This window comes from Ignavibacteriales bacterium (assembly GCA_026390595.1).
GTDB lineage: Bacteria > Bacteroidota > Ignavibacteria > UBA10030 > UBA10030 > UBA9647.
Map to the genome: position 1 here is coordinate 59,051 of JAPLFQ010000019.1, position 22,322 is coordinate 81,372.

General features: G+C 54.2%; 21 protein-coding genes and 1 tRNA gene. 19 read left to right on the top strand and 3 right to left on the bottom strand.

Annotated elements, in window-relative coordinates; translation table 11 throughout:
• The first annotated feature begins 34 nt into the window (after positions 1-34).
• The gene (locus tag NTU47_07795) at positions 35-1,918 is read left to right on the top strand and encodes a CocE/NonD family hydrolase (protein ID MCX6133698.1); all 1,884 of its coding nucleotides are present in this window, start codon (positions 35-37) and stop codon (positions 1,916-1,918) included.
• 312 nt (positions 1,919-2,230) lie between these two features.
• The gene (locus NTU47_07800; GenBank protein ID MCX6133699.1) at positions 2,231-2,617 is read left to right on the top strand and encodes a hypothetical protein; all 387 of its coding nucleotides are present in this window, start codon (positions 2,231-2,233) and stop codon (positions 2,615-2,617) included.
• Between the two features lie 50 nt (positions 2,618-2,667).
• Here the strand turns inward: NTU47_07800 and NTU47_07805 are convergent, their stop codons facing one another.
• Positions 2,668-2,835 carry a hypothetical protein gene (locus NTU47_07805; protein MCX6133700.1) on the bottom strand — a complete coding sequence of 56 codons (168 nt, stop codon included), beginning with the start codon at positions 2,833-2,835 and terminating at the stop codon, positions 2,668-2,670.
• A gap of 55 nt (positions 2,836-2,890) precedes the next feature.
• On the opposite strand from NTU47_07805, the gene NTU47_07810 reads away from it, so the two are divergent.
• From NTU47_07810 to NTU47_07850, 9 genes are all read left to right on the top strand, one after another.
• Positions 2,891-4,936 carry a DUF4910 domain-containing protein gene (locus NTU47_07810; GenBank protein ID MCX6133701.1) on the top strand — a complete coding sequence of 682 codons (2,046 nt, stop codon included), beginning with the start codon at positions 2,891-2,893 and terminating at the stop codon, positions 4,934-4,936.
• Between the two features lie 42 nt (positions 4,937-4,978).
• The gene (locus tag NTU47_07815; GenBank protein MCX6133702.1) at positions 4,979-6,991 is read left to right on the top strand and encodes a M1 family metallopeptidase; all 2,013 of its coding nucleotides are present in this window, start codon (positions 4,979-4,981) and stop codon (positions 6,989-6,991) included.
• Between the two features lie 37 nt (positions 6,992-7,028).
• Positions 7,029-7,958, top strand: coding sequence for a hypothetical protein (locus tag NTU47_07820; protein MCX6133703.1), 930 nt, complete (start codon positions 7,029-7,031; stop codon positions 7,956-7,958).
• 55 nt (positions 7,959-8,013) lie between these two features.
• Positions 8,014-9,537: a FumA C-terminus/TtdB family hydratase beta subunit gene (locus NTU47_07825; protein MCX6133704.1), complete on the top strand. Its 1,524-nt coding sequence runs from the start codon at positions 8,014-8,016 to the stop codon at positions 9,535-9,537.
• A gap of 6 nt (positions 9,538-9,543) precedes the next feature.
• Positions 9,544-9,894 carry a methylated-DNA--[protein]-cysteine S-methyltransferase gene (locus NTU47_07830; GenBank protein MCX6133705.1) on the top strand — a complete coding sequence of 117 codons (351 nt, stop codon included), beginning with the start codon at positions 9,544-9,546 and terminating at the stop codon, positions 9,892-9,894.
• A 21-nt stretch (positions 9,895-9,915) separates the two neighbouring features.
• The gene (ybaK, locus tag NTU47_07835; GenBank protein MCX6133706.1) at positions 9,916-10,416 is read left to right on the top strand and encodes a Cys-tRNA(Pro) deacylase; all 501 of its coding nucleotides are present in this window, start codon (positions 9,916-9,918) and stop codon (positions 10,414-10,416) included.
• Positions 10,417-10,421: 5 nt separating this feature from the next.
• Positions 10,422-11,660 carry an MgtC/SapB family protein gene (locus NTU47_07840; GenBank protein MCX6133707.1) on the top strand — a complete coding sequence of 413 codons (1,239 nt, stop codon included), beginning with the start codon at positions 10,422-10,424 and terminating at the stop codon, positions 11,658-11,660.
• A 44-nt stretch (positions 11,661-11,704) separates the two neighbouring features.
• Positions 11,705-12,520 (top strand): TIM barrel protein, encoded by an 816-nt coding sequence (locus tag NTU47_07845; GenBank protein MCX6133708.1) that lies wholly within the window; start codon positions 11,705-11,707, stop codon positions 12,518-12,520.
• 392 nt (positions 12,521-12,912) lie between these two features.
• Positions 12,913-12,984, top strand: a tRNA-Thr gene (locus NTU47_07850).
• 557 nt (positions 12,985-13,541) lie between these two features.
• Here NTU47_07850 and NTU47_07855 read toward each other — a convergent pair.
• Positions 13,542-14,498, bottom strand: a complete 957-nt coding sequence (locus tag NTU47_07855; protein MCX6133709.1) for an SUMF1/EgtB/PvdO family nonheme iron enzyme — start codon at positions 14,496-14,498, stop codon at positions 13,542-13,544.
• 30 nt (positions 14,499-14,528) lie between these two features.
• Positions 14,529-14,993 (bottom strand): T9SS type A sorting domain-containing protein, encoded by a 465-nt coding sequence (locus NTU47_07860; protein MCX6133710.1) that lies wholly within the window; start codon positions 14,991-14,993, stop codon positions 14,529-14,531.
• Positions 14,994-15,503: 510 nt separating this feature from the next.
• Here NTU47_07860 and NTU47_07865 point away from each other — a divergent pair.
• The 8 genes from NTU47_07865 to NTU47_07900 all read left to right on the top strand — a co-directional run bounded on the left by NTU47_07865 (position 15,504) and on the right by NTU47_07900 (position 22,261).
• A complete protein-coding gene (locus NTU47_07865) occupies positions 15,504-16,463 on the top strand; it encodes a YpdA family putative bacillithiol disulfide reductase (GenBank protein ID MCX6133711.1) in 960 nt (319 codons plus the stop codon).
• Between the two features lie 74 nt (positions 16,464-16,537).
• Positions 16,538-17,947 carry a F0F1 ATP synthase subunit beta gene (atpD, locus tag NTU47_07870; protein MCX6133712.1) on the top strand — a complete coding sequence of 470 codons (1,410 nt, stop codon included), beginning with the start codon at positions 16,538-16,540 and terminating at the stop codon, positions 17,945-17,947.
• Between the two features lie 7 nt (positions 17,948-17,954).
• Positions 17,955-18,365, top strand: coding sequence for a F0F1 ATP synthase subunit epsilon (locus NTU47_07875; protein MCX6133713.1), 411 nt, complete (start codon positions 17,955-17,957; stop codon positions 18,363-18,365).
• A 183-nt stretch (positions 18,366-18,548) separates the two neighbouring features.
• On the top strand, positions 18,549-19,661 hold the full coding sequence (gene alr, locus NTU47_07880) for an alanine racemase (protein MCX6133714.1): 1,113 nt from the start codon (positions 18,549-18,551) through the stop codon (positions 19,659-19,661).
• A gap of 3 nt (positions 19,662-19,664) precedes the next feature.
• Positions 19,665-20,366: a hypothetical protein gene (locus NTU47_07885; GenBank protein ID MCX6133715.1), complete on the top strand. Its 702-nt coding sequence runs from the start codon at positions 19,665-19,667 to the stop codon at positions 20,364-20,366.
• Between the two features lie 15 nt (positions 20,367-20,381).
• A complete protein-coding gene (locus NTU47_07890) occupies positions 20,382-21,470 on the top strand; it encodes a mannose-1-phosphate guanylyltransferase (protein MCX6133716.1) in 1,089 nt (362 codons plus the stop codon).
• A complete protein-coding gene (locus tag NTU47_07895; protein ID MCX6133717.1) occupies positions 21,457-21,954 on the top strand; it encodes a septal ring lytic transglycosylase RlpA family protein in 498 nt (165 codons plus the stop codon). Before NTU47_07890 ends, NTU47_07895 begins: the two co-directional genes overlap by 14 nt.
• 88 nt (positions 21,955-22,042) lie before the next feature.
• Positions 22,043-22,261, top strand: coding sequence for a DUF167 domain-containing protein (locus NTU47_07900; GenBank protein ID MCX6133718.1), 219 nt, complete (start codon positions 22,043-22,045; stop codon positions 22,259-22,261).
• The last annotated feature ends 61 nt before the right edge of the window (positions 22,262-22,322 follow it).

Here is a 22,322-nt window from a genome sequence, read left to right on the forward strand (position 1 = left end):
ATTCGATCAAACAAAAAACCAAGGAGCGTACCATTTGAGCATCTCACCTCGTCAGAAAGTGATATCGCTGTCGTTCCTCATCGTTGCCTTATCCGCGCTGTTCTTGAGTGAAGGCCGGGCTCAGGATTCGCTCTACATCAAAGAGCATTACAGCAAAAGTGAATTCTACATCACCATGCGGGATGGCGTGAGGCTCTTTACGTCTGTCTATGCTCCCAGGGACACAACCCGGCAATTCCCCGTTATTCTCAATCGTACGCCGTACAGCGTGGGGCCGTACGGGCTAAGCTCAACCCGTAACCGGATGGTTCCCTCAATGAACGAGGTGCGCGAGGGTTACATCTTCGCTTACCAGGATGTTCGCGGGAAGTACTTGTCCGAAGGGACGTTTGTCGACCTCCGCCCGTACAATCCTGCGAAGAAAAGCAAGAACGATATCGACGAAACGACAGACACGTATGACACTGTCGATTGGCTCGTGAAGAATCTTGCCCGCAACAATGGGCGGGTAGGAATCACCGGCATCTCCTACCCGGGCTTCTATACCACGATGGGAACTATCGACGCGCATCCCGCAGTCAAGGCGACATCTCCGCAGGCGCCCATCGCCGATCCGTTTGTCGGGGACGATGAGCACCATAACGGAGCCTTCTTCCTCGCTCAGAACTTCGGCTTCTATATGTTTTTCGGGCATCCCAGGCCGTCTCCGACCACCCGGACAATGTATTCTTTCCGCCCCTGGACGATGGACTCCTACAAGTTCTTCCTGGCCATGGGCCCGCTGTCGAACGCCAACAAACTGTATTTCAAAGACAGCGTCGCGATGTGGACGAACATGATGGCACATGAAACATTGGATGAATTCTGGAAGCCTCAGCTCGTCGCTCCTCACCTGAAGAACATCAAACCCGCCGTGATGACCGTCGGTGGCTGGTTTGATCAGGAAGACATGCTCGGACCTCTCCGGACATACAAGGAGATCGAGAAGAATAACCCGGGAATAGCAAATACTCTCGTGATGGGCCCGTGGTTCCATGGCGAATGGAACGGCGACGAGGGAGAGCGGCTGGGTGACCTCAATTGGGGTTCGAAGACCTCGCTCTGGTTTCAGGAGAATGTTCAGTTACCCTTCTTCAACTATTATCTGAAAGAGAAGGGGGAAGCCCCCAAAGGAGAGGCTATTGTATTTGAAACGGGTGTGAATGTCTGGCATCAACTCGATAGCTGGCCGCCGAAGAACTCAATGGAGAGAAGGTTGTATCTGCAGCCAAAGGGGGGGCTATCCTTTGATGCGCCGAAGGAGTCGAATGACCAATTCACCGAATATGTGAGCGATCCTGCGAAGCCGGTCCCTCACTCGCGTGATATCCGGCCGGGTGTCTCCCGCGAAGTGCTCGGGGAAGACCAGCGCTTCGCAGCAAGCCGTTCCGATGTCGTCGTTTTCGAGAGTGACAAGCTCTCATCGCATATGACCATCGCTGGACCGATCGTCGCAAGCATGGAGGTCTCGACGTCGGGCACAGATTCTGACTGGATCGTGAAACTGATTGATGTCTTTCCTGATGATTCTGCCGGGGTGACGAAATCCGGAGTTCCCGTCGGCGGGTACCAGATGCTCGTCCGCGGAGACGTGTTCAGAGGCAAGTTCAGAGAGAGCCTGTCCAAGCCGGTACCGTTCACTCCAAACAGAGTCACGCATGTAGAGTTTGAGCTGCGCGATGTACTTCATTGTTTCAAGGCGGGCCATCGTATGATGGTGCAGATACAGAGCAGCTGGTTCCCGCTCGTCGACAGGAATCCCCAAACATTCGTCAACATCCGCACCGCAAAGGAAACGGATTTCCGAAAGGCCACGCAGCGTATCTACCACTCTGCGAAGGATCGCACGTTTCTGAAAGTGCTGGTGTGGGAGAAGTAGGGGCGGCAGACGCGGGGTTAGGACGACTCATCGTGTGTGATGGGGCTCAATATCGCATCGCATTCTCCCTTTGGTTGAGCGTAATGCGAGAGACGACAATTGATCTCCTTTGACCGTGTCAGAATTTCCGATCGCGGTAAAAATGTCCGGAACCATGACCGGAGCGCTTTTGATGATGTCACTATCTAAAGGATATTGACCGCACCATCTCATACCGCTATGGGGCATAGATATTGAATATCTGGGAGCAGCGGATTCCGCATCCTGATGATGGGGAGTACGATTCTTGTGTACATCCCGGAGAGATAACCCATGGGTCAACAGCAGCTTCTGCTTGTCATTCTCGGCGTGATCATCGTTGGCTTTGCCATTGCCATCGGTATCAGTCTCTTCGGTGCCCAATCGGTCTCATCGAACCGTGATGCTATGATCAATGATATCAACCATCTCTCGATGGTCGCGTATCAATTTCGAATCAGCCTTCGCTCGATGGGTGGTGGTGAAGGTGACTTCAGCACGTTCGTCATTCCTCTGCAAATGAAAAGCAACAGCAATGGACTGTATTCCGTCACCAACGCACAGGTCAATACGCTGACATTCAAAGCGACGTCAGCAAATGACGCCTCGAACACGATTACTGTCACGGTTGACAGCAACGGCAGGCTTGGCAGTCTGACCTTCGGAGGAGATTTCCAGTAACACCCTTATTGTTTTTCTCACCACGGCGCCCGGTTCGAGATTCGCGTGTTTCATGCGAAACGATGTTCGGGCGTTTCTCTTTGCTGGCTTTCCATCGTCCCCGCTTGTTCCTCCCCCTCGTTCAACACCGTCGTCCGATGTGAGTGCTGCACGCACGTTCGGGCCTTGAACTTTCCTTTGCCATTTCCCTTATCGTTCTCTATATTGGTCGCGATCACTCACCCCTCGTAGGCCAGCTTATTTCTACCAACATCGAGGCCACACCGCATGAACATGTGCCGTACTGTATTCCTCGTCTTCGTCCTCCTTGCCTCACAGAGCTTTTCACAATCCAACCAGGATTTGCTCAGTTCCAGGATCAGGGATCTTCTGCACGAATCCCTCAGCGGAGAACTTGCGAAGGAGCACGTCATTCAGATCAGTCGCCACCACAGGATCCAAGGCTCACGCGGATACCGTGCTGCGGCGCACTATGTCCTGGATCAACTCCGCTCCTACGGCTACACCGACAAGGACGCGACGATCGAATCATTTAAATCCGACGGCCGTGCGATGTATCAGACCTGGCAGTCCCCTTCCGGATGGGACATTACCTGGGGCGAATTGAGGATGATTGAGCCCTACGAAGAACGGATAGTGGGATACCCGGAGATCGCGATGAGCGTCATGACTTATTCCAACGCAGGCGATGCCACAGCTCCGCTTGTCTGGGTCGGGGGAGGTACGAGTGACGAGGACTACAAGGGGAAAGACGTCGCAGGCAAGATCGTGCTTGCGACCGGATACGGGGGCGAGGTGCACAGGCTGGCTGTGCTCAAGTACGGGGCCAAAGCTGTCGTTTGTTACCTCGACGATGATCGGGCGAAGGACCATCCCGACATGCTGCAATACACCGGCATGTGGCCTAAGACGCAAGAGCTGGAGCGCGTGACGTTTGGGTTTAACCTGAGCCATCGACAAGGCGAGAAGCTCCGCGATCTGATCCTGAGCGGAAGCAAGGTTGTTGTGAGGGGCCAGGTGAAAGGGATCGGGCTCGAGCCCTACTTCATGGATGTTGTTGTTGCCCGCTTGCGGGGTTCGGAGAAACCGGAGGAGGAGATCGTCCTGAGCGCCCATCTCGACCATCCGAAGGAATCTGCCAACGACAACGCCAGCGGTTCCGCCGCCATCCTGGACATTGCCCGCACGCTCAAGGAACTGACAGACTCCGGGCGGATACCGAAACTGAAACGCTCGGTTCGTTTTGTCTGGGTTCCCGAATGGAACGGCACAATGCCATACATCGATGCTCATCCTGAACTTGTTGGCCCGGAATTGGGCGGGAAATTCCTCGCCAATCTGAACATGGACATGGTCGGCGAGAACGAAGAGCTTCTCCATTCCAAGCTCATCATGACAAGGACTCCCAACTCCATTCCCTCGGCGCTGATCGACGTCATGGAAAACATGACGCAGATGGTCGACGGTCTGAACATCAGAACCCCTCGGGGGAGCCTCTCTGAATTCAACTATCGTATCGTGCCTTACTCGGGCGGAAGTGACCACATGATGTTCATCGATCGGAAAGTACCCGGCGTGATGATGGTCCACGGTCCTGACTATACCCATCACACCTCAGACGATACTCCCGACAAAGTCGATCCCGTCGAACTGGCGAGGAGCGAAATGATAGCTGCCGGAACTGTCGTGTTTCTCTCCAATGTGTCCACGAATGAGGCTCTCGATCTGGTCCATCTGGCAGGCGCGAACGCAACACAGAGGCTCGGCCAGGCCGGACGGAACGCGGCCAGGTTGGTTCTGGATTCACCTTCCGATCGAATACCGACCGTTTACGGGGAAGCTGCAACCGTTGTTGACGAAAACGCCCGCATCGCGAAAGAGGGACTGTCGACAATTCTCTGGTTCAACAGCGAAACCGAGGTCCAGCGGGCAATCAAGAAATCAAACGAACAGATCGGCTTGTACGCGAATGCGCTTCTGGAAGAGGTCAAGCAAGGGGCGTCGAAGCAGCTCGGTTCGAAGAGCATTCCGGCGCTTCGTCCTGCCGTTGATACCAGGGTCCCGGTTCGCCTGACACGAGGCCCGCTTGATTTTGGACTGCCGGAGAGCAAGTTACTGAAAGCAGGAGCCCCAACAGGGGCGCCCCGCTATCAGCTAAACGGTGACGTCCGTTTTGAAATCCCGAACTTCATCGATGGCAAAAGGAACGTTTCCGATATCCAGCGTGTGTTGACGGGCGAATTTGGCAGCGCCGCGATCGAAGGATTTGACAGGTTTATTGAAGATCTTGTGAAGGTGGGTGTGGTGAAGTGGAAGTGAATTTGATACAGCAGCCTAATCTCTGAATTGAGGAACCTCCTTATGAAATCTGCTATGAGAGCAAGCGTCAGTCTGATCGTTGCCGTGCTCGCGGTGACATCGTGTGCCAGCGGCCAAACCATCTTCAAAGATCCGCTGAGTCCGCGTATTGCCTCGTACAAGATCTCCGTCACGCTCGACGCAGCCCAAAAGATGCTAAACGGGAAAGAGACTCTGACGTGGCGTAACACGTCAACCGACCGTGTCGGGGAGCTGCAGTTCCATCTCTATTTCAACGGCTTTAAGAACACCGCATCGACGTTTATGAAGGAATCAGGCGGCGTCAATCGGGGTTTTGAACTTGCGGAAGGAGGGTGGGGCTGGATCGATGTGACCTCTATGAAGACCGCCGATGGCGAAGACCTGATGAGTCGCATCCAGTATATTCAGCCCGACGATGGCAACGACAAGGACCAGACGGTCATACGTGTTCCATTGTCGAAGCCCGTGCTTCCCGGCCAGACAATTCAGCTGAACCTGGCATTCACTGCGAAGCTGCCAAGGGTATTCGCACGAACCGGTTACTATCAGAACTTCTTCATGATAGGTCAGTGGTTTCCGAAAATCGGCGTCTACGAAGCGGCCGGCCAGAGATATGCCACGAAAGGGGGGTGGAACTGTCATCAATTCCATGCCAATACAGAATTCTTCGCCGACTATGGCGTCTATGATGTGGATATGACCGTGCCGAAGGAATACGTAGTCGGAGCGACCGGGCTCCTCTCCGGCGTCAAGGACAACGGCGACGGTACGAAAACGGTGACGCATCACGCGGAGGACGTTCACGATTTTGCCTGGACGGCCTCGCCGTCCTATGTCGATCTCAGCGATCAGTGGAAGCACGTGAAGATACGAGTGTTGATGCAGCCGCAACGCGTGCATCAGGCCCAGCGATATTTTGAATCTGTGAAAGCGGCGCTGGAGTATTTTGAGAACCATGTCGGGAAGTACCCCTACCCGAACGTCACCGTCGTCGATCCCGCCTACGGAGCATCCGGTGCCGGGGGAATGGAATATCCGACACTCATCACAGCCGGGTCGATGTGGGGGATCGGCAAGTTCGCGAAGTTCGCCGAACTCGTCACCGTCCACGAATTTGGGCATCAGTACTGGTATGGTCTGGTGGGCAGCAATGAATTCGAAGAAGCGTGGATGGACGAAGGGATCAATCAGTACTATGAGACCCGCATCATGGATCACGCGTATGGGAAGAAGACTTCAACGATAGAGTTCCCCGGTTTCAGAGCAGGCGATTTGGAAACGACCAGGATGGGGTACACGGGTATGCGCAACCCCAAGATTGCCCCGACCGGGACGCTCGGATGGGAGTTCAAGCAAGGGGGATACGGCAACCTAACGTACCAGAAGACGGCTGTCTTTATGTCGACTCTTGAGCGGCTCATTGGTCAGGCGGTGATGGACACGCTCATGAAGACCTACTTCGAGCGGTGGAAATTCAAGCATCCTTCCGGCAGAGATTTCATCGCAGTCGTGAATGAAATCGTCCCAAAGTATCACGGGAACAAGTTCGGGAAGGACCTCAACTGGTACTTCGACGAGGTTCTCTACGGCACGGATGTATGCGATTATGAGTTGAGCCTCATAGAAAACAAAGAAGCCCGGGCTCCTCAGGGGCTTGTCGACGACAAGGGGAAAAAGGTCCAGCTCAGTTCGGGAAAGGATAGCTCCAAGTCAGCGAAGCTGTATGAATCGAGAGTGGTCGCCATCAGAACTGGCGAAATAAAGCTGCCAACGTCGGTTCTCGTGCATTTCGACAACGGGCAGGAGGTGCGAGAGCCCTGGGACGGACAAAGTCGATGGGTGGAGTTCAAGTATGCTCGGCCTGAGAAGATCGTTTGGGCGACCGTTGATCCCGACACCGCTCTCGTCATCGACAGGAACTGGAACAACAACAGCAAGACGACAGAAACAGCTGTTGCTCCCATTTGGAAATACACCATCAAATTTCTGTTTTGGTTTCAGAATATGCTGCAGCTTGGTGGGATGATTGGATGAGAACGTCATTCTCGACTGAATAGAGGACTCGACTTTTATGAGCATACTCAGAGCATTTTCCAACGGTATTCGGCGGGCAACCACAGAACCCAGAATGGTTCTCGCTTTGTACATAGTCAATCTTCTGATGGCACTTCCAGTGGCCCTGGCGTTCAGGGACGCTATGGTGGCTGGCTTCGGGGCTTCGATGGCCCCGGCCGGACTTATGGGCGGTCTCGACTTCACTGTCCTCTCGGATTTCATGAATTTTCACGCAGCAGAGTTATCTGCCGTGTTCCGACAAATAACGTGGGCGATCGTCGTGTACATGCTCGTGAATTCCTTCCTTGCCGGAGGAGTGTTGACCATCCTGCGCAAGGAATATGGTGGATACTCGACATCCGAGTTCTTCGAAGGCTGCGGCACTTATTTCGGGAGATTTCTGCGCCTCTTTGTCGTGTGCGCAATCGTTCTGTTGCTCCTCGTCCTCATCATGACTCTGTTCTTGGCGATGCTCTCAAGCGTTTTCATTGAGGACTCAGCCTCCGAAGTCACGACCGTCGTGTTCACCATGGTGCAGATTGTTCTGTTCTTCCTTCCTGTGGTGCTCCTTCTGATGATAGCGGACTACACCAAGATCAGCATCGTCGTGAACAATGAGCGAAGGGTGTTGAAAACTGCTTGGCGATCAATGAAATTTGTTTTCAGCCATTTGTTCAAGACCTTCGGACTTGAGCTCCTGATGCTGCTGGTTCCGGTTGTCCTGTTTGCGATCTACGCCCTTCTCGATCTCGCAATTGGCATGACAACCAACCTGACGATCGTCGTGATGCTGGTTATCCAGCAGCTCTTCATCGCCTCGAGAGCCTGGACCAAAGTACTGTTTTTCGAAGGTGAGCGGTCGATGTTTGAAAGCCTTCAACCTGTTGTGTATGCAAATATCGAAGGGGCTGGGAACCCACTTGCTGCCGAGCCCGTCAAGCCATGAGTGAACGATATGACTTCGTTTCTTGTTTTACCCAGAGGTTTATAAGGAGATAGATATGGAACACTTCAAAGAGAGTATGCTGAGCCTCATTTCGGAAACGTCGACCAATCTGCCCGCTGATGTCAGGAGAGCGATCAAAGACGCCGCGAAGAAGGAGAACAAGGGGACTCAATCGGACCTCGCCCTGCAGACGGTCGCCCTCAACATCGATATGGCTGCCACTGGATCGGCGCCAATTTGCCAGGACACCGGAATGCCGACATTCGAAATCAAAACGCCCGTCGGCGTCAACCAGATCGCGATGAAAAAACAGATCCTCGAGGCAATCGTCGAGGCCACCAAGCAGGGAAAACTGCGCCCCAATACAGTCGATTCGCTGACCGGAAAGAACAGCGGCAACAACCTCGGTGAAGGCGCACCCGTCCTGCATTTCGAACAATGGGAAGAGCCGGACATCGAGGTGAAGTTGATTCTCAAAGGAGGCGGCTGTGAGAACAAGAACATCCAGTACTCGCTTCCCCAGGAGTTGCCAAACCTCGGACGGGCCGACAGAACCATCGACGGTGTGCGGAAGTGCATCATGCACGCAGTGTGGCAGGCGCAGGGACAGGGATGCAGTGTGGGCGCGCTCGGCGTAGCGATCGGTGGTGATCGGGCATCAGGATATGGTTTTGCGAAGCAGCAGCTGTTCCGGGAACTCGACGACATTAATCCAAATCCGGAGCTGGCAAAGCTCGAAACGTATGTCATGGAAAATGCCAACAAACTAGGCATCGGGATGATGGGGTTCGGCGGCCAGGCGACGTTGATTGGATGCAAAGTCGGATCATTCCATCGCTTACCGGCCAGTTTCTTCGTCTCCGTTGCGTACGATTGCTGGGCCTATCGCCGACTCGGCGTGGTCATCGATCCGGCAACAGGCGGCGTCAAGCGGTGGCTCTATAAGGGAGATTCGTCTGCGATGAAGATGGCGGCGGCCGAAAAACTGCCGCTGACCGGCCGGGAAATACGGCTCTCGACGCCGCTTTCGGAAACGCAGGTGCGCGCGCTCAAGGTCGGAGACGTTTTGTTGCTCAACGGCCCCATGCATATGGGCCGGGACGTTTTACACCATCATTTGATGACGCACGATTCTCCGGTCAGGCTGGACGGCGGCGCGATCTATCATTGCGGACCGGTAGCGTTGAAACGGGACGACAAGTGGTTCATGAATGCGGCCGGCCCAACCACAAGCATTCGCGAAGAACCGTACCAGGGCGAGATCATCAAGAAGTTCAAGGCGCGGGCGATCATCGGAAAAGGAGGGATGGGGGCGAAGACACTTGCGGCGATGAAGGAAGTCGGAGCAGTCTATCTCAGCGCCATCGGAGGGGCGGCCCAGTACTATGCGAAGTGCATTGAAGAAGTGGAAGGAGTGGATTTGCTGGAGTTCGGAGTGCCCGAAGCGATGTGGCATGTCCGCGTGAAGGATTTCCTCGTCATCGTCACGATGGATTCCCATGGCAACAGTCTCCACGCTGAGGTGGAAAAGGCCTCGGCGGCAGAGCTTGCGAAGTTCGCCCAGCCCGTCACTCTTTGAGCGGTTATGACGGAGTTACTCACGGAGCCGGGGAAGCAGAGAATGAGGCTGGGCACGTACGAGCTCATTTGGGAAACTGTCCGGCATGTCCCCAAAGGCAAAGTGGCAACCTACGGTCAGATTGCTTCTGAAGCCGGATTCCCAAGGCAGCCGCGTCTGGTCGGTTACGCTCTTCATGCTCTTCCCCCTCGCTCAGGTGTCCCGTGGCACCGGGTGATCAATGCGAAGGGAAGAGTCTCGTTTCCCAAAGACAATGCTGCCTACAAGAAACAGCGACGACTTCTGAAAGCGGAAGGCATAGTCTTTCGGGGGGAGGCTGTGGACATGGAGCGATATGGCTGGCTGAGTGATCTTTGAGGATGACACAGGAATGCGGATATGGGTAAGCCTGAATATCCGGTGACAACGGCAATAAGAGTTCTTCGTGAGAAGAAGATAGATTTTCAGCCTCATGTGTACACGTACGAGGAACATGGCGGCACGAAGCACTCGGCGAGCGCCTTGAATGTATCCGAGCACGAGGTGGTGAAAACGCTCGTGATGCAGACCGACGAAAAGAAGCCGCTGATCGTCCTGATGCACGGCGACCGCGAAGTGTCGACGAAGCAACTCGCCCGGATCACCGGTGCGAAACGGATTGATCAATGCGATGAGGCGACTGCGCAGAGGCACACCGGCTATCAGTTCGGCGGGACAAGTCCTTTCGGCATACGCCACCCTCTTCCGATTTACGCGGAGCGGACGATTTTCCCCCTCCCACGAATCTTTGTCAACGGCGGGAAGAGAGGGTTCCTGGTGGAAATTCAACCGTCTGACATGAAGAAAGCGTTCGAAGTGACTGAAGTTGACGTGGCGATCTCACCAACTGAACAACGGTAGAAAACATGAACATCATTGAATGGAGCACCGAGCTTCGATTGGCTTTGGCTCTGGCACTTGGCTTTCTCGTGGGCCTCGAGCGTGAGAGCACAAAAATCGAACAGGGGAGTGTGATCTTTGGTGGTGTGCGGACCTATCCCATTATCAGTCTGCTTGGTTTCGGGTGCGCCTGGCTTCAGCGTTATGGCGTGGGTTTGATGCTCCCCGTGGGTATGACGGTCATCGGAGCCCTGGCCGCCATAGCCTACATCACGAAAACAAAATCAGGTCATCATGGTTTCACGAGCGAAGCTTCCGCTCTTCTTACTTTTGTGGTGGGAGCTGTTGCGCTTCTCGCTGATGTCTGGATCGCTATGGCGTTGGCTGTCGTCAACACCGTCCTTCTCTCCGAGAAAGCTGAACTCGAAAAGTACCTCGACAGCTTCAACAAGGTAGAGTTCCTCGCCGTCGTCAAATTCATCCTGGTGACGGTTATTATCCTGCCGGTTCTGCCGAATCAGGACTACACCCCTTTCGGCCTCAATCCAACCCACATCTGGCAAATTGTGATCCTGGTTTCAAGCATAGGGTTCGTCGGATATTTCCTGTCGAAGCGATTTGGCAACAAAGTGAGCTTGTGGCTATCGGGGATTTTTGGCGGCATCGTATCGAGCACCGCCACGACGGTTGCGCTCGGCCGCATTGCCCGGAAAAGCCCGGAGCATTCGGGAATGGCCCTTCAGGCTGCCATCCTCGCCTCCAGCATGATGTATGTACGGATTCTCGTGCTGACCCTCATCATCAATCCCGCTTTTCTCCCGGTACTGTGGTGGAGATTGGCACTCCTTTTTCTTGTGGGGGTTGTTCTGTCGTTTCGCATTCGGCCATCAGGCGAGTCGGAGGAGAAGGCGGCTTTCCCCAACCTGCAAAATCCGTTCGAGATCCGGCCATCCATTGTGTTTGCTCTCGCGTTCGTATTGTTGATGATCATCACGAAACTGATCGAACAGCGGCTGGGAAGCACGGGACTTCTGGTTCTTTCCACAGTCGTCGGGTTCACAGACATTACGCCGTACGTCCTGTCCCTTCTGCATCCTTCCGCTGCAATGGCCCGGTCTGTCGTCCTCGCCCTGACGGTCGCGATGATGAGCAATACGACTGCAAAGGCGATCTACTTTGCGTCGATCGTCCCTGAAGCGCGCAGGGAGACATTTCTCCGCTACGGCGTCTGGGCAGCATTACACATCCCACTCCTGGTTGTGTAGAGTTCTCGCGCTAGGCAAACAAACGTTATTCAATGAGGTGGTTCGTGGAGCTATCGATTTACCGGCACTTGTGGGGTATTACCGAAGCGTGGGAAACGCTCTTTCCAAGAATCCGTGCCCTCGGATATCAGGGGATTGAACATATATTGCCCGAGGACGCGGACCGCGATCGATTCCGCGGCCTTCTCGATGAGCATCGATTCAAATACATAGCACAGATCATTACGACGGGAGTTACGGTCGAAGACCATATCCGAAGTTTTCGCCAGAACGTTGAACGGGCCGCGGCCATGAATCCGCAAACCATCAACTGCCATTCCGGATGTGATTGGTTCTCGGATGAACAATCGAAGAAGTACTTTGGAGAGGCTCTCGAATTCGAAGCGAAGGTCGGAATTCCGGTGGCTCACGAGACGCATCGCGGTCGAATCCTCTACAACCCATGGACCACGGAAAAACTCCTGAGACAATTCCCCGGGCTCAAGCTCAGCTGCGATTTCAGCCATTGGGTTGTCATCAGTGAACGTTTGCTGGAGACTGAGCTCGAAATCATCGCCCGGAGCGCGGAACGGTGCATCCACATTCATGCTCGGGTCGGATATGAGGAGGGACCGCAGGTGCCGGATCCGCGGGCTCCGGAATACGAGAGGCATGTCTTGGCGCACGAGCGGTGGTGGGATATGATCTGGGATGCCCAGCAGCGAAGAGGTGTGAAGGAATCGACTCTCACACCGGAGTTCGGGGCGCCCGACTATATGCACACGCTGCCGTACACGAAGACACCGGTTGCCGATCTCTGGGACATATGCAATTGGCAGGCAGACCGGCAGCGATCGCGGTTTCTGACCCGATCAAAATAGGCCCGACAAAAAAGAACCTCTCTGAATTAGAGAGGTTCTTTGGTTGAACATTTGGTGACATATGTGTGCTAATGAAAAGAATGCCCACCGCGGACGTGCCCTGCAGTTACCTTCTGCACAAGTTTCAGTTGCTTCGAGGCCCGATTCTTCCGTTTGTTGCGGTCCTCGAGCAAGCTGATTTTTTTTAGCAACGATTTGGGCTGCTCAGCGTCCATCTTCAAAGGTACATGGGATTGCTTCATACCTTCCTCCTGCAGTGTTAGTGGGATTCAAAGAACGGTCGCACAACCTCCTGAGCAATTGTAGCTACCTGGCCGAACAATGTCAAGGCCTCTGGTATTAGTTTCATCTTGCTCTCAACACCCTTTTTTGCTATATTAAATGGTCATTATGCTGAAGTAGCTCAGTGGTAGAGCAGCGGTTTCGTAAACCGCAGGTCGTGGGTTCAACTCCCACCTTCAGCTCAAACAAGGCGCTCTTGTCCGCCAATCTCAATGGCGGACTACCTTCAGCTCGCATTCTGCATCTTTTCCCATCGCAGATTCCAACTGGCTTCGAATTGGTTACCTCCGCGGTACAAAAACGGAGACCCCAATGTTGTTTCCAATCGAGACGTCATATCCAACTGTTTCGCACAGCTCACCAGATGGATTGATTGCAGATCCGCACTGAATGGTGAATGTCTGAGTCAGCAGAAAACTTTTGTCCTAATCCCACCTAGACCGCGAATGTGCGCGGACTTCCAGGCAGCAAGTCCTCAGTTGATCACCAGCGGAGATTTCATCCAGATCTTTCAATGGTTCTCGCAGCCGCGCCTGATTGCATGCGGTACCGGATGCAATCCGTTAGTCGATGCCCCCGTCTGGACAACATAGGTATCTCATTCCATAAAAATAGCCCAGTGGTTAGCTGGGCTATGGTGGATCTGAGCGAATACGGTCCGGCTGAATAATTTCCGACGAATGTAAAGGAGCTAATGTTCAGCGTCCTTGGCGAAATCCCGAAGTCTCTTGACGGAATGCTAATCCAGGACGCAACGGAACCCGTTGGATTCCCCGCGGTAGCCGCCCGGTTGGTTCGCGCGGTAGCGATCCGCAATACGGCAGTTGATAGCGCCGGCGTAGTACGAGCCTCCTCGCATCACACGTAATACTCCTGGGCTGGAGGTCGGTCCTTTCGGATCTGTCTGTGCCGAAGCGCTATAGGTGTCATACCAATCCCAGCACCACTCCTGTACATTACCGCTCATGTCATAGAGCCCAAGCTCGTTTGCCCTTTTCGTTCCAACAGCATGAGTCACCTGGCCCGCGTTGTCAAAATGCCATGCCACACTGTCGAGAATGCTGCTTCCGCTATATGTATACCCTTGCGATTTCGTACCACCTTTTGCTGCAAATTCCCACTCAGCCTCCGTCGGCAACCGGTACCCGTTTGCTGTCCATTTCACAGCATCTGAAGCGAGATCAAGCTGACCTGTGCGGTAGACAGTAGCGAGTGTACTGTTTGTGTAGTACACGGCTGTTAACCCATCTTTTTCCGAGCGGGCATTGCACCATTTCAGTATATCATACCAGTTCAACTGTGCAACTGGATTGTTCGAGGCACTCTGGTTGTAGCCATTCGCACCTGCAGGCAAATCGGTATAGCCGTGCGTCAAGCCCCAGTTGCGCACTTCCGTCCACTTTTCGTACGTGGTCTCGGTTTTGTCCATGTAAAATGAGCCCAGTGTAACTGAATGCGGTGGACTCGCTCCCCAATCATTTGTATTAGTGCTTCCCATCTGGAATGTGCCTCCAGCGACTTGAATGAAGCCAGTTGGAGTAGTAGAGGAGGAACCCGATTTGAACGAAATACTCTTAACATCTGACATTAGCAAAGAATCCGTCGTTCCATTGTTCTTGTTGATGAACATTTTTGTTTGAGCCAATGCTGGAAATGACATTCCAAGAATGAGAAGGACAACCCAGGTGCGTTTCATAATAATCTCCGCAGTATTGTTCTATTTGATTCACTTGAGAAGGAGGAGTTTCTGGACGAGGAATGAATGATTGAAATCCACGCGACAGAAATAGTTGCCGCTGGATACATTGACTCCACCATCATTGCGAGCGTCCCAAACTACGGAATGTGTGCCAGCCTGTTCAGTCAGATTTGCTAGAGAGCGAATAAGGCGGCCTTGAATATCATAGATCGCAATCGTGACTTCGCCAGTATGAGGAATATCGTACTGGATTGTCGTGGTCGGATTGAATGGATTAGGATAGTTTTGATGGAGCGTAAAAGAGGAAAGAACATTCTGCAAAAGCTCTTGCTCCCGTATGCTCGTGGGCAAGCCGGAGAACGTTATCTCACGAATGGCTGATACGGCGTATCCGATGATTGTGCCGTCCGCCTTCTCCACAAAGACGGAATCCGTTTGTGCGAAACAGATGGAAGAAACGGCGAAAAACAGAAAGACAATGCATGGCTTCATCGTGCCTCCTATCTTGATTATGGGGAACGTCGGCTTGGCGAATGCCAGACTACAAAGCAAAAAACCTCCATCATCACATTCGTGACTCCGGAGGTTCATCACAATCCCTCGCTTCTTGAAGCCTTCCCCGGCTTCGTTGTGTCTCAATGCTACGGAGATTCTGGAACAGTGTCAAGCAACTGATGAACTCCCAAGACACCTCCACGTCAGATAGCTATCCGGGTCCTCCGAAACTTCCGCCGTGCGGCCACGCAGTCCAAAAACAAGGGCAAAAACGTCGCAGATCATCTCATCGCATGTTCCCATTTCTAGGACACTCGCCTGCTTGTCGGGGTATACACTCATGGCGTTGCTCTATGGCCATATCGGTGTCGGTAACAATCATGAAGGTTGATCTCCCGAGAGGATATTCGTATATTGTTTACGTTAAATTCATGGACAATTCAATCTGCCAAGATTGTCACTGAAATCCGCTTCGCGCGGATTTTTTTGTTGTCGGGCATCAATCGTATGAATTCATATGATCTCATTGTGATCGGTGCAGGACCTTCCGGGCTCGCGTGTGCTATCGAGGCTAAAAAGAAGGGGCTCTCACAATTGGTCCTCGATAAGGGATCAGTGGCTGACGCCATCCGTCGTTTCCCGATCGACATGACATTCTTCTCGACCTCCGAACTCCTGGAAATCGGAGGTGTTCCCTTCACTTCTGCAGGGTCTCGTCCGACCCGCGTCGAATGTGTCCGATATTACCAGATGATTGCGCGGTACTTTGATCTGCCGGTCCAGCAAGGTGTGGAAGTCACCGGCATCCGACCCCACGCCGCAGGGTTTGAGGTCATATCCCCGGATGGATCGTTATTGGCGAAGAACGTTGTCGATGCGACTGGTTACTTTGACCACCCAAACCGATTTGATGTCCCGGGTTCGGAGCTCAGCAAGGTGAGAAGGTACTACGACGAGCCATACGCGTACTCCGGCAGGAATGTCGCCGTTATTGGTGGAAAGAACTCGGCAGTCGAAACAGCCCTCGATCTCTTTCGCAATGGCGCCCGCGTGACACTTATTCATAGGGGGCCGAGTCTTAGCCAGGGGGTGAAGTATTGGATACTTCCCGACATCGAAAACAGGATCAAGGCCGGTGACATCCGGGCGATGTTCGAAACCAGGGTCGAGCGAATTACCTCGGGCTCGATTACGGTTGGAGGGAGGCATCACGAAGAATTCTCGAATGATGCTGTCTTTCTGATGATTGGCTACTGCCCTGATTCTTCACTCCTCCGGCAGGCGGGAGTAGAAATAGATCCCGAGACACAGGCGCCGGTTCATAATTCTGCCACCATGGAAACGAATGTTCGGGGTGTCTTCGTTGCCGGATCGATAGCGGCCGGCAGGTTCAACAATAAGATTTTCATCGAAAATGGGCGGATGCATGGCAAACTCATCGTCGATGCAATTGAATCATCTCATTGATTTTAGGCCCCAGTTTTGTTAATTTATGCCTCCAGTGTGCAGTGAAGTTCCTCATCTGAATCGAAAGGCGTGAGATGACAGAAGGCTCCATCATTCAAATCATCGGTCCTGTCGTTGACATCGATTTCCCAAGCGGCAAGCTTCCCTCGATCCTCAATGCGGTGAAAATTCCACGCGTCAACGTCGAAGGTGTCCAGGAAGACCTGATCGTTGAAGTCCAGCAGCAACTCGGTGAAGACCGCGTGCGCGCGGTGGCAATGGATACTACCGATGGCCTTGTCCGGGGCATGAAAGCCTACGATACCGGTGGACCGATCATGGTTCCCGTGGGGCCGAAGGTCCTGGGTCGCCTCATTAACGTCATCGGTCAGCCTATCGACGCTCTCGGTCCAGTCGAGGCCAAAGCATACTATCCGATTCACCGACCTGCTCCAAGTTTCGAAAGCTTGTCCACGCAGAGAGAGATGTTCGAAACCGGCATCAAGGTCATCGATCTTCTCGAGCCGTATTCGAAGGGGGGCAAGACCGGATTGTTTGGTGGAGCAGGTGTCGGCAAGACCGTTGTCATCACCGAGCTGATCCACAATATCGCCACGCATCACGGTGGGTACTCTGTGTTCGGAGGTGTCGGCGAACGCACACGAGAAGGAAACGACCTCTGGTTGGAAATGAAAGAGTCGGGCGTGCTCGATAAAACAGCCCTGATCTTCGGACAGATGAATGAGCCTCCCGGAGCGCGCCAGCGCGTTGGATTGACGGCCCTGACGACTGCTGAATATTTCCGTGACGAAGAAGGAAAGGACGTTCTTCTCTTCATCGACAACATCTTCCGTTTCGTCCAGGCAGGGTCTGAAGTGTCCGCCCTCCTCGGCCGTATGCCTTCTGCAGTAGGCTATCAGCCGACCCTCGGAACTGAGATGGGCGAGCTTCAGGAGCGCATCGTGTCCACGAAGAAAGGATCCATCACGTCCGTCCAGGCGATCTATGTCCCGGCAGATGACCTTACGGATCCGGCTCCTGCGACGACGTTCAGTCACCTGGACGCGACGACGGTTCTGAGCAGGCAGATTGTGGACAAAGGTATTTATCCCGCTGTCGATCCTCTTGACTCCACGTCGCGTATTCTCGATCCGCTCATTGTGGGTGAAGAACACTACTCCGTGGCAAAGCGTGTGAAGGAAATTCTCCAGACCTACAAAGACCTGCAGGATATTATCAGTATCCTGGGTATGGACGAACTTTCCGATGCAGACAAGATTACAGTGTCCCGTGCGCGAAAGATCGAGAAGTTCCTCTCCCAGCCGTTCTTCACGGCAGAAGCGTTTACCGGTACGCCGGGACGCTATGTGAAGCTTGAGGACACCATTCGGGGATTCAAGGGAATCGTTGAAGGCGAATACGATGACCTGCCGGAAGGTGCCTTCCTGATGGTTGGTACGATCGAAGAAGCGGTCGAGCAGGCCAAGAAAATGATGGCGGCATAGCGTTCCCATGGCAGAAAAGGTCTTCAAACTCGAAATTGTAACACCGAAGAAGATTGCCTTCAGCGGCGACGTGGTCAGCTTCAGTGCGCCGGGAGTTGTTGGCGGATTCCAGGTTTTGAAAAGCCACGCCCCGTTCCTTTCGAATATCTCTGTCGGCGAAGTGAAGCTCGTTGACGTTTCCGGCAACGAGATTCGATTTGCTGCCAGCGGCGGCTTTGTTGAAGTCCACGACAACAAAGTGATCATGCTCGCGGAGACTGCGGAACGCTCGGACGAGATCGATGTCGCACGTGCGGAGGCAGCCAGGGATAGAGCCCGAAAGCGGCTCGCAGAGAAGACCTCGGGGCTCGATCCGGATCGCGCCAGGCTCGCGCTATTCCGGGCGATGAACCGGCTCAAAGTCGCAGACCAGCTCTGAGCGGAGTGGACGTACTTGGAGAGATATGGGTAACCCATCAGATGCTGTGATGGGTTTTTTGTTGGCCCGTGCAGCCGGGTCGGCCGCGTTGACAATCAATACACGAACCGTTATATTCTTCCGGCTTTTAGACGGCCGATCGCACTCACGAAACTACCTATGTCGATGGCAAGCGCCGCACCGATGCCGACCCGACCCACCGTTGCAGAAATCGATCTCCACGCTCTGGCTCAAAACCTGAAGGGAATTCGCGCTAAAGTCGGCCGGCGGGTACAGGTGATGGCTGTGGTGAAAGCCAATGCCTACGGTCACGGTATGACCGACGTCGCCCGATTCCTCCAGCAAAGGGCGGTCGACTATTTCGGTGTCGCCAATGCGGAAGAAGGCTCGGCGTTGCGCGAAGCTGGCATCACGGCGCCGATTCATGTCTTCACAATCCCTGCTCCGACTCAGATCCCCGTGTTCACGACGTTTGGACTCGATGCTACCGTGGGCAGCGAGACGGAAGCTCGTTTGCTCAATGAGCAGGCCCAGCGGGCCAGGAAGCGATTGAATGTCCATATCAAGATCGATACGGGCATGAACCGGATCGGCGTCAGACCCCGGGATGTGGGCGCGCTGGTTCGAGTCGTCGGCGGCTTAAAACGTCTTGAGATCAAGGGGGCCTACACGCACTTCGCAACCGCGGACCGGCGTGACAAGACTTTTTCGATGCAGCAACTGGGGCTGTTCAATCAGGCGCTCGAGTCTTTACGCGCTGCGGGAGTTGAGCCGGAGACCGTGCATTGCGCAGGGAGCGCTGGAATCCTCGATATTCCCGAATCGTATTTTTCGATGGTTCGACCTGGAATCATGATGTATGGCTACTACCCCTCGGACGAAACGACAGAAAGCGTCCGGCTGAAGCCCGTTCTCTCGCTGAAGTCGCGGGTCTCGATGGTCAAATGGATTGAGCCGGGCGAAAGCGTGAGCTACGGCAGGAGGTTCGTCGCAAGCCGCCGAACGAAAATTGCGACGCTGCCTCTCGGGTACGCTGACGGCTATATGCGATTGCTCACCGGTCAGTCGAATGTTCTCATAGGGGGACGATTGTTTCCGATTGTCGGCACCATCTGCATGGATCAGTTGATGGTAGATGTTGGCAGGACGGACGTGTGCGTTGGGGACGAAGCAGTGCTGATAGGACGCCAGGGGCGGAAGGCCATTACTGCCTGGGATCTCGCCGCCAGGGCCGGCACAATCCCATACGAGATCTGTACGAATATATCGTCGCGTGTTCCACGAATCGTTGGGTGAACCATGACACAGACTAATGACATCCTGCGCGCGCTGCTCTCCAATTTCCCGATGGCCGAACTGCCGTCGGGCGCGCAGCGGACATTGTTCGAAACCCTCAGGACGCGGCTCGGCGACGCCCCGGACGCCGCCGAAGAACTGAAGAATCTCTATAAGGTGAAGGGATTCTCGGAATTTGCGCTGGGGTTGATGTGGATGGTTGAACGTGCGTCGAAGAATCCGGGTCAGATCTCCATCGGCCCCGAAGATGAAACGCTCCTCTTGTCTTCCTTCCGAAGGGCCGCGGCGGATGGAGCCGTGCAGGATTCAGAGGAACCGGCCGCCCGGCAGCAGGCGGCTGCAGGTGGCCAGGGGGGAGGGGAGATCGACGTGCAGGTGTTCGCCGGTCAGTTGGAGCAGCTCTCCGATGCCGTGCAAGGCGGATCCGGGGGAGCTCGCATGCTGCTGGAGGATCTCGTCGGAGAATGCGATGACCTGAGCGGCCAGGGAGGCGATCCGGAGCTGATGGAGTTTGCCACACTCTTGAGGGATTTTCTGAAATTCCTGTCCGAGAGTGATCTCTTTGACGACATGCGGGTCATCAACATCTTATCAAATGTTTCATCAACCGTCTCGCAGTGGGCGAACGCTCCTTTGGATGCGCGGCCAGGGATGCTTGAGGAGGCTCTCAGCATGCTTCGAGACTTCAAGACCCATTTTGAATAACTGAAACGGCGACATATGCCCAAGACTTTTGCTGTAATCATGGCGGGAGGGGTTGGCTCGAGGTTCTGGCCGCGAAGCCGTGAACGTTCTCCAAAGCAGTTTCTCGAAATCCTCGGCGGCGGGACGATGATTGAGAACACGCTCACGCGTCTCACTCCGCTCGTTGATCCTAACGACATGTACGTGGTGACAAATCAGGTCCAGGCGGACATGGTGCGGCGCCTGGTGCCGGGAATGCCCTCAACAAACGTAATCGCAGAGCCGATTGGCCGAAACACAGCGGCTTGTATCGGCCTTGCCGCGCTCTGGATCAATCGCATTGACCCGAACGGTGTCATGGTGGTATCGCCGGCAGACCATATCGTCCAGGACACGGATGAGTTTCTTCGTATCCTGCGTCTCGCAGTCCGAGTTGCGGAAGAGAAAGACGCCCTCGTGACCATCGGTATCAAGCCTACCCATCCGGAGACCGGCTACGGCTATATCCAGTCCGCAGAAGAAGAGCTCGACCGTAACGAGTTTCGATCGGAGGGGGTTTATCGCGTCAAGACCTTCGCTGAGAAACCGAACCTGGAAACGGCGGAGAAGTTTCTGCAGAGCGGCGACTTCCTCTGGAACAGCGGCATCTTCGTCTGGAAGGCGAGCGTCATTCTGCGCGAGATTGAACTCCACCTCCCTGATCTGCACGAGCAGCTGCACGATATCCAGAAAGCTATCGGCACGTCGGTCTACGATCAGACCCTCGAGCATGCCTACCGGATTATCCGGAGCATCTCCGTTGATTACGGTGTGATGGAAAAGGCGGGAAATGTCTTCGTCGTCAAGGGCGATTTCGGCTGGAGCGACGTGGGTTCATGGGATGAAGTCGTGCGATTGACTCCGAAGGACGAGGGGGGGAATTCCATCCGGGGGCGCACGGTGCTCTTCGATTCGAAGAACAATTACGTGGATGCCGGAACCAAGATCGTCGCTGCGATCGGTGTCGAAGATCTGATTATCATCAGCACGGACGACGGAATTCTCATCTGCAAGAAAGGGCGTTCGCAGGAGGTCAAAGAGATCGTCGATTTCATCCGGCGAAAGCAAATGAATGAGTATTTGTAGCAGACTGATCCCCCATACCTTTGTGTTCGTTTCATTCGGGCTGCTGCTCGCCGGGTGTGCCTCGTCGCCCAGATTCGCCGCTCGCAGCTCACCTCCTGAGCCCCGGGCCGAGAGGACGCCGGAACAAGCAAGGACGGACGAGCCCAAGCCTTCCCATAACCCAACCGGAAAAATCCTCCTTACGCTCGAGGGGGTCGCGTCATACTATGCCGATGACTATCATGGGAAACAAACATCCAACGGAGAGGTCTTCGACATGAATGAACTGACCGCAGCGCACCGGACATTCCCGTTTGGGACGAAGGTCCGCGTCACAAATCTGGAGAACAAGAAAAATGTTGTCGTCAGGGTCAATGACCGCGGGCCTTTCAAGGAGGGGAGAATCATCGACCTCTCCCTGGCGGCCGCAAAAGAGCTGGACCTTATCAGGACGGGAACCGCAAAAGCAAAACTCGAGGTGCTTGAATGGGGCGACGGGAAATGAGGCATGATGGGGGAAAGGTACTGGAGACGACGCGACGCACCTCTGACAGGGTGCGTTTGTCATCTGTGGGAGAACAAGAGGAAAACAAGTGAAAATCACGGTACAAGTGAAACCAAATGCGCGGAAAGACGAAGTCGCTCTTCGTGAAGACGGCGTATACGTTGTAAAGGTCTCTGTCCCCCCGATCGAGGGAAGGGCAAACGAGCGACTCATCGAAATCCTGGCCGATTACTTCAAGAAGCCCAAACGGTCTATCGGGATTCTGGTCGGGACACGCGGCAAGCACAAAATCGTGGAAATCAAATGAAATCAGCTATGAAATGCTGTTGGAGAATCCCTGCGGTATGTCTGTTCTTGTTCGCTTCAGG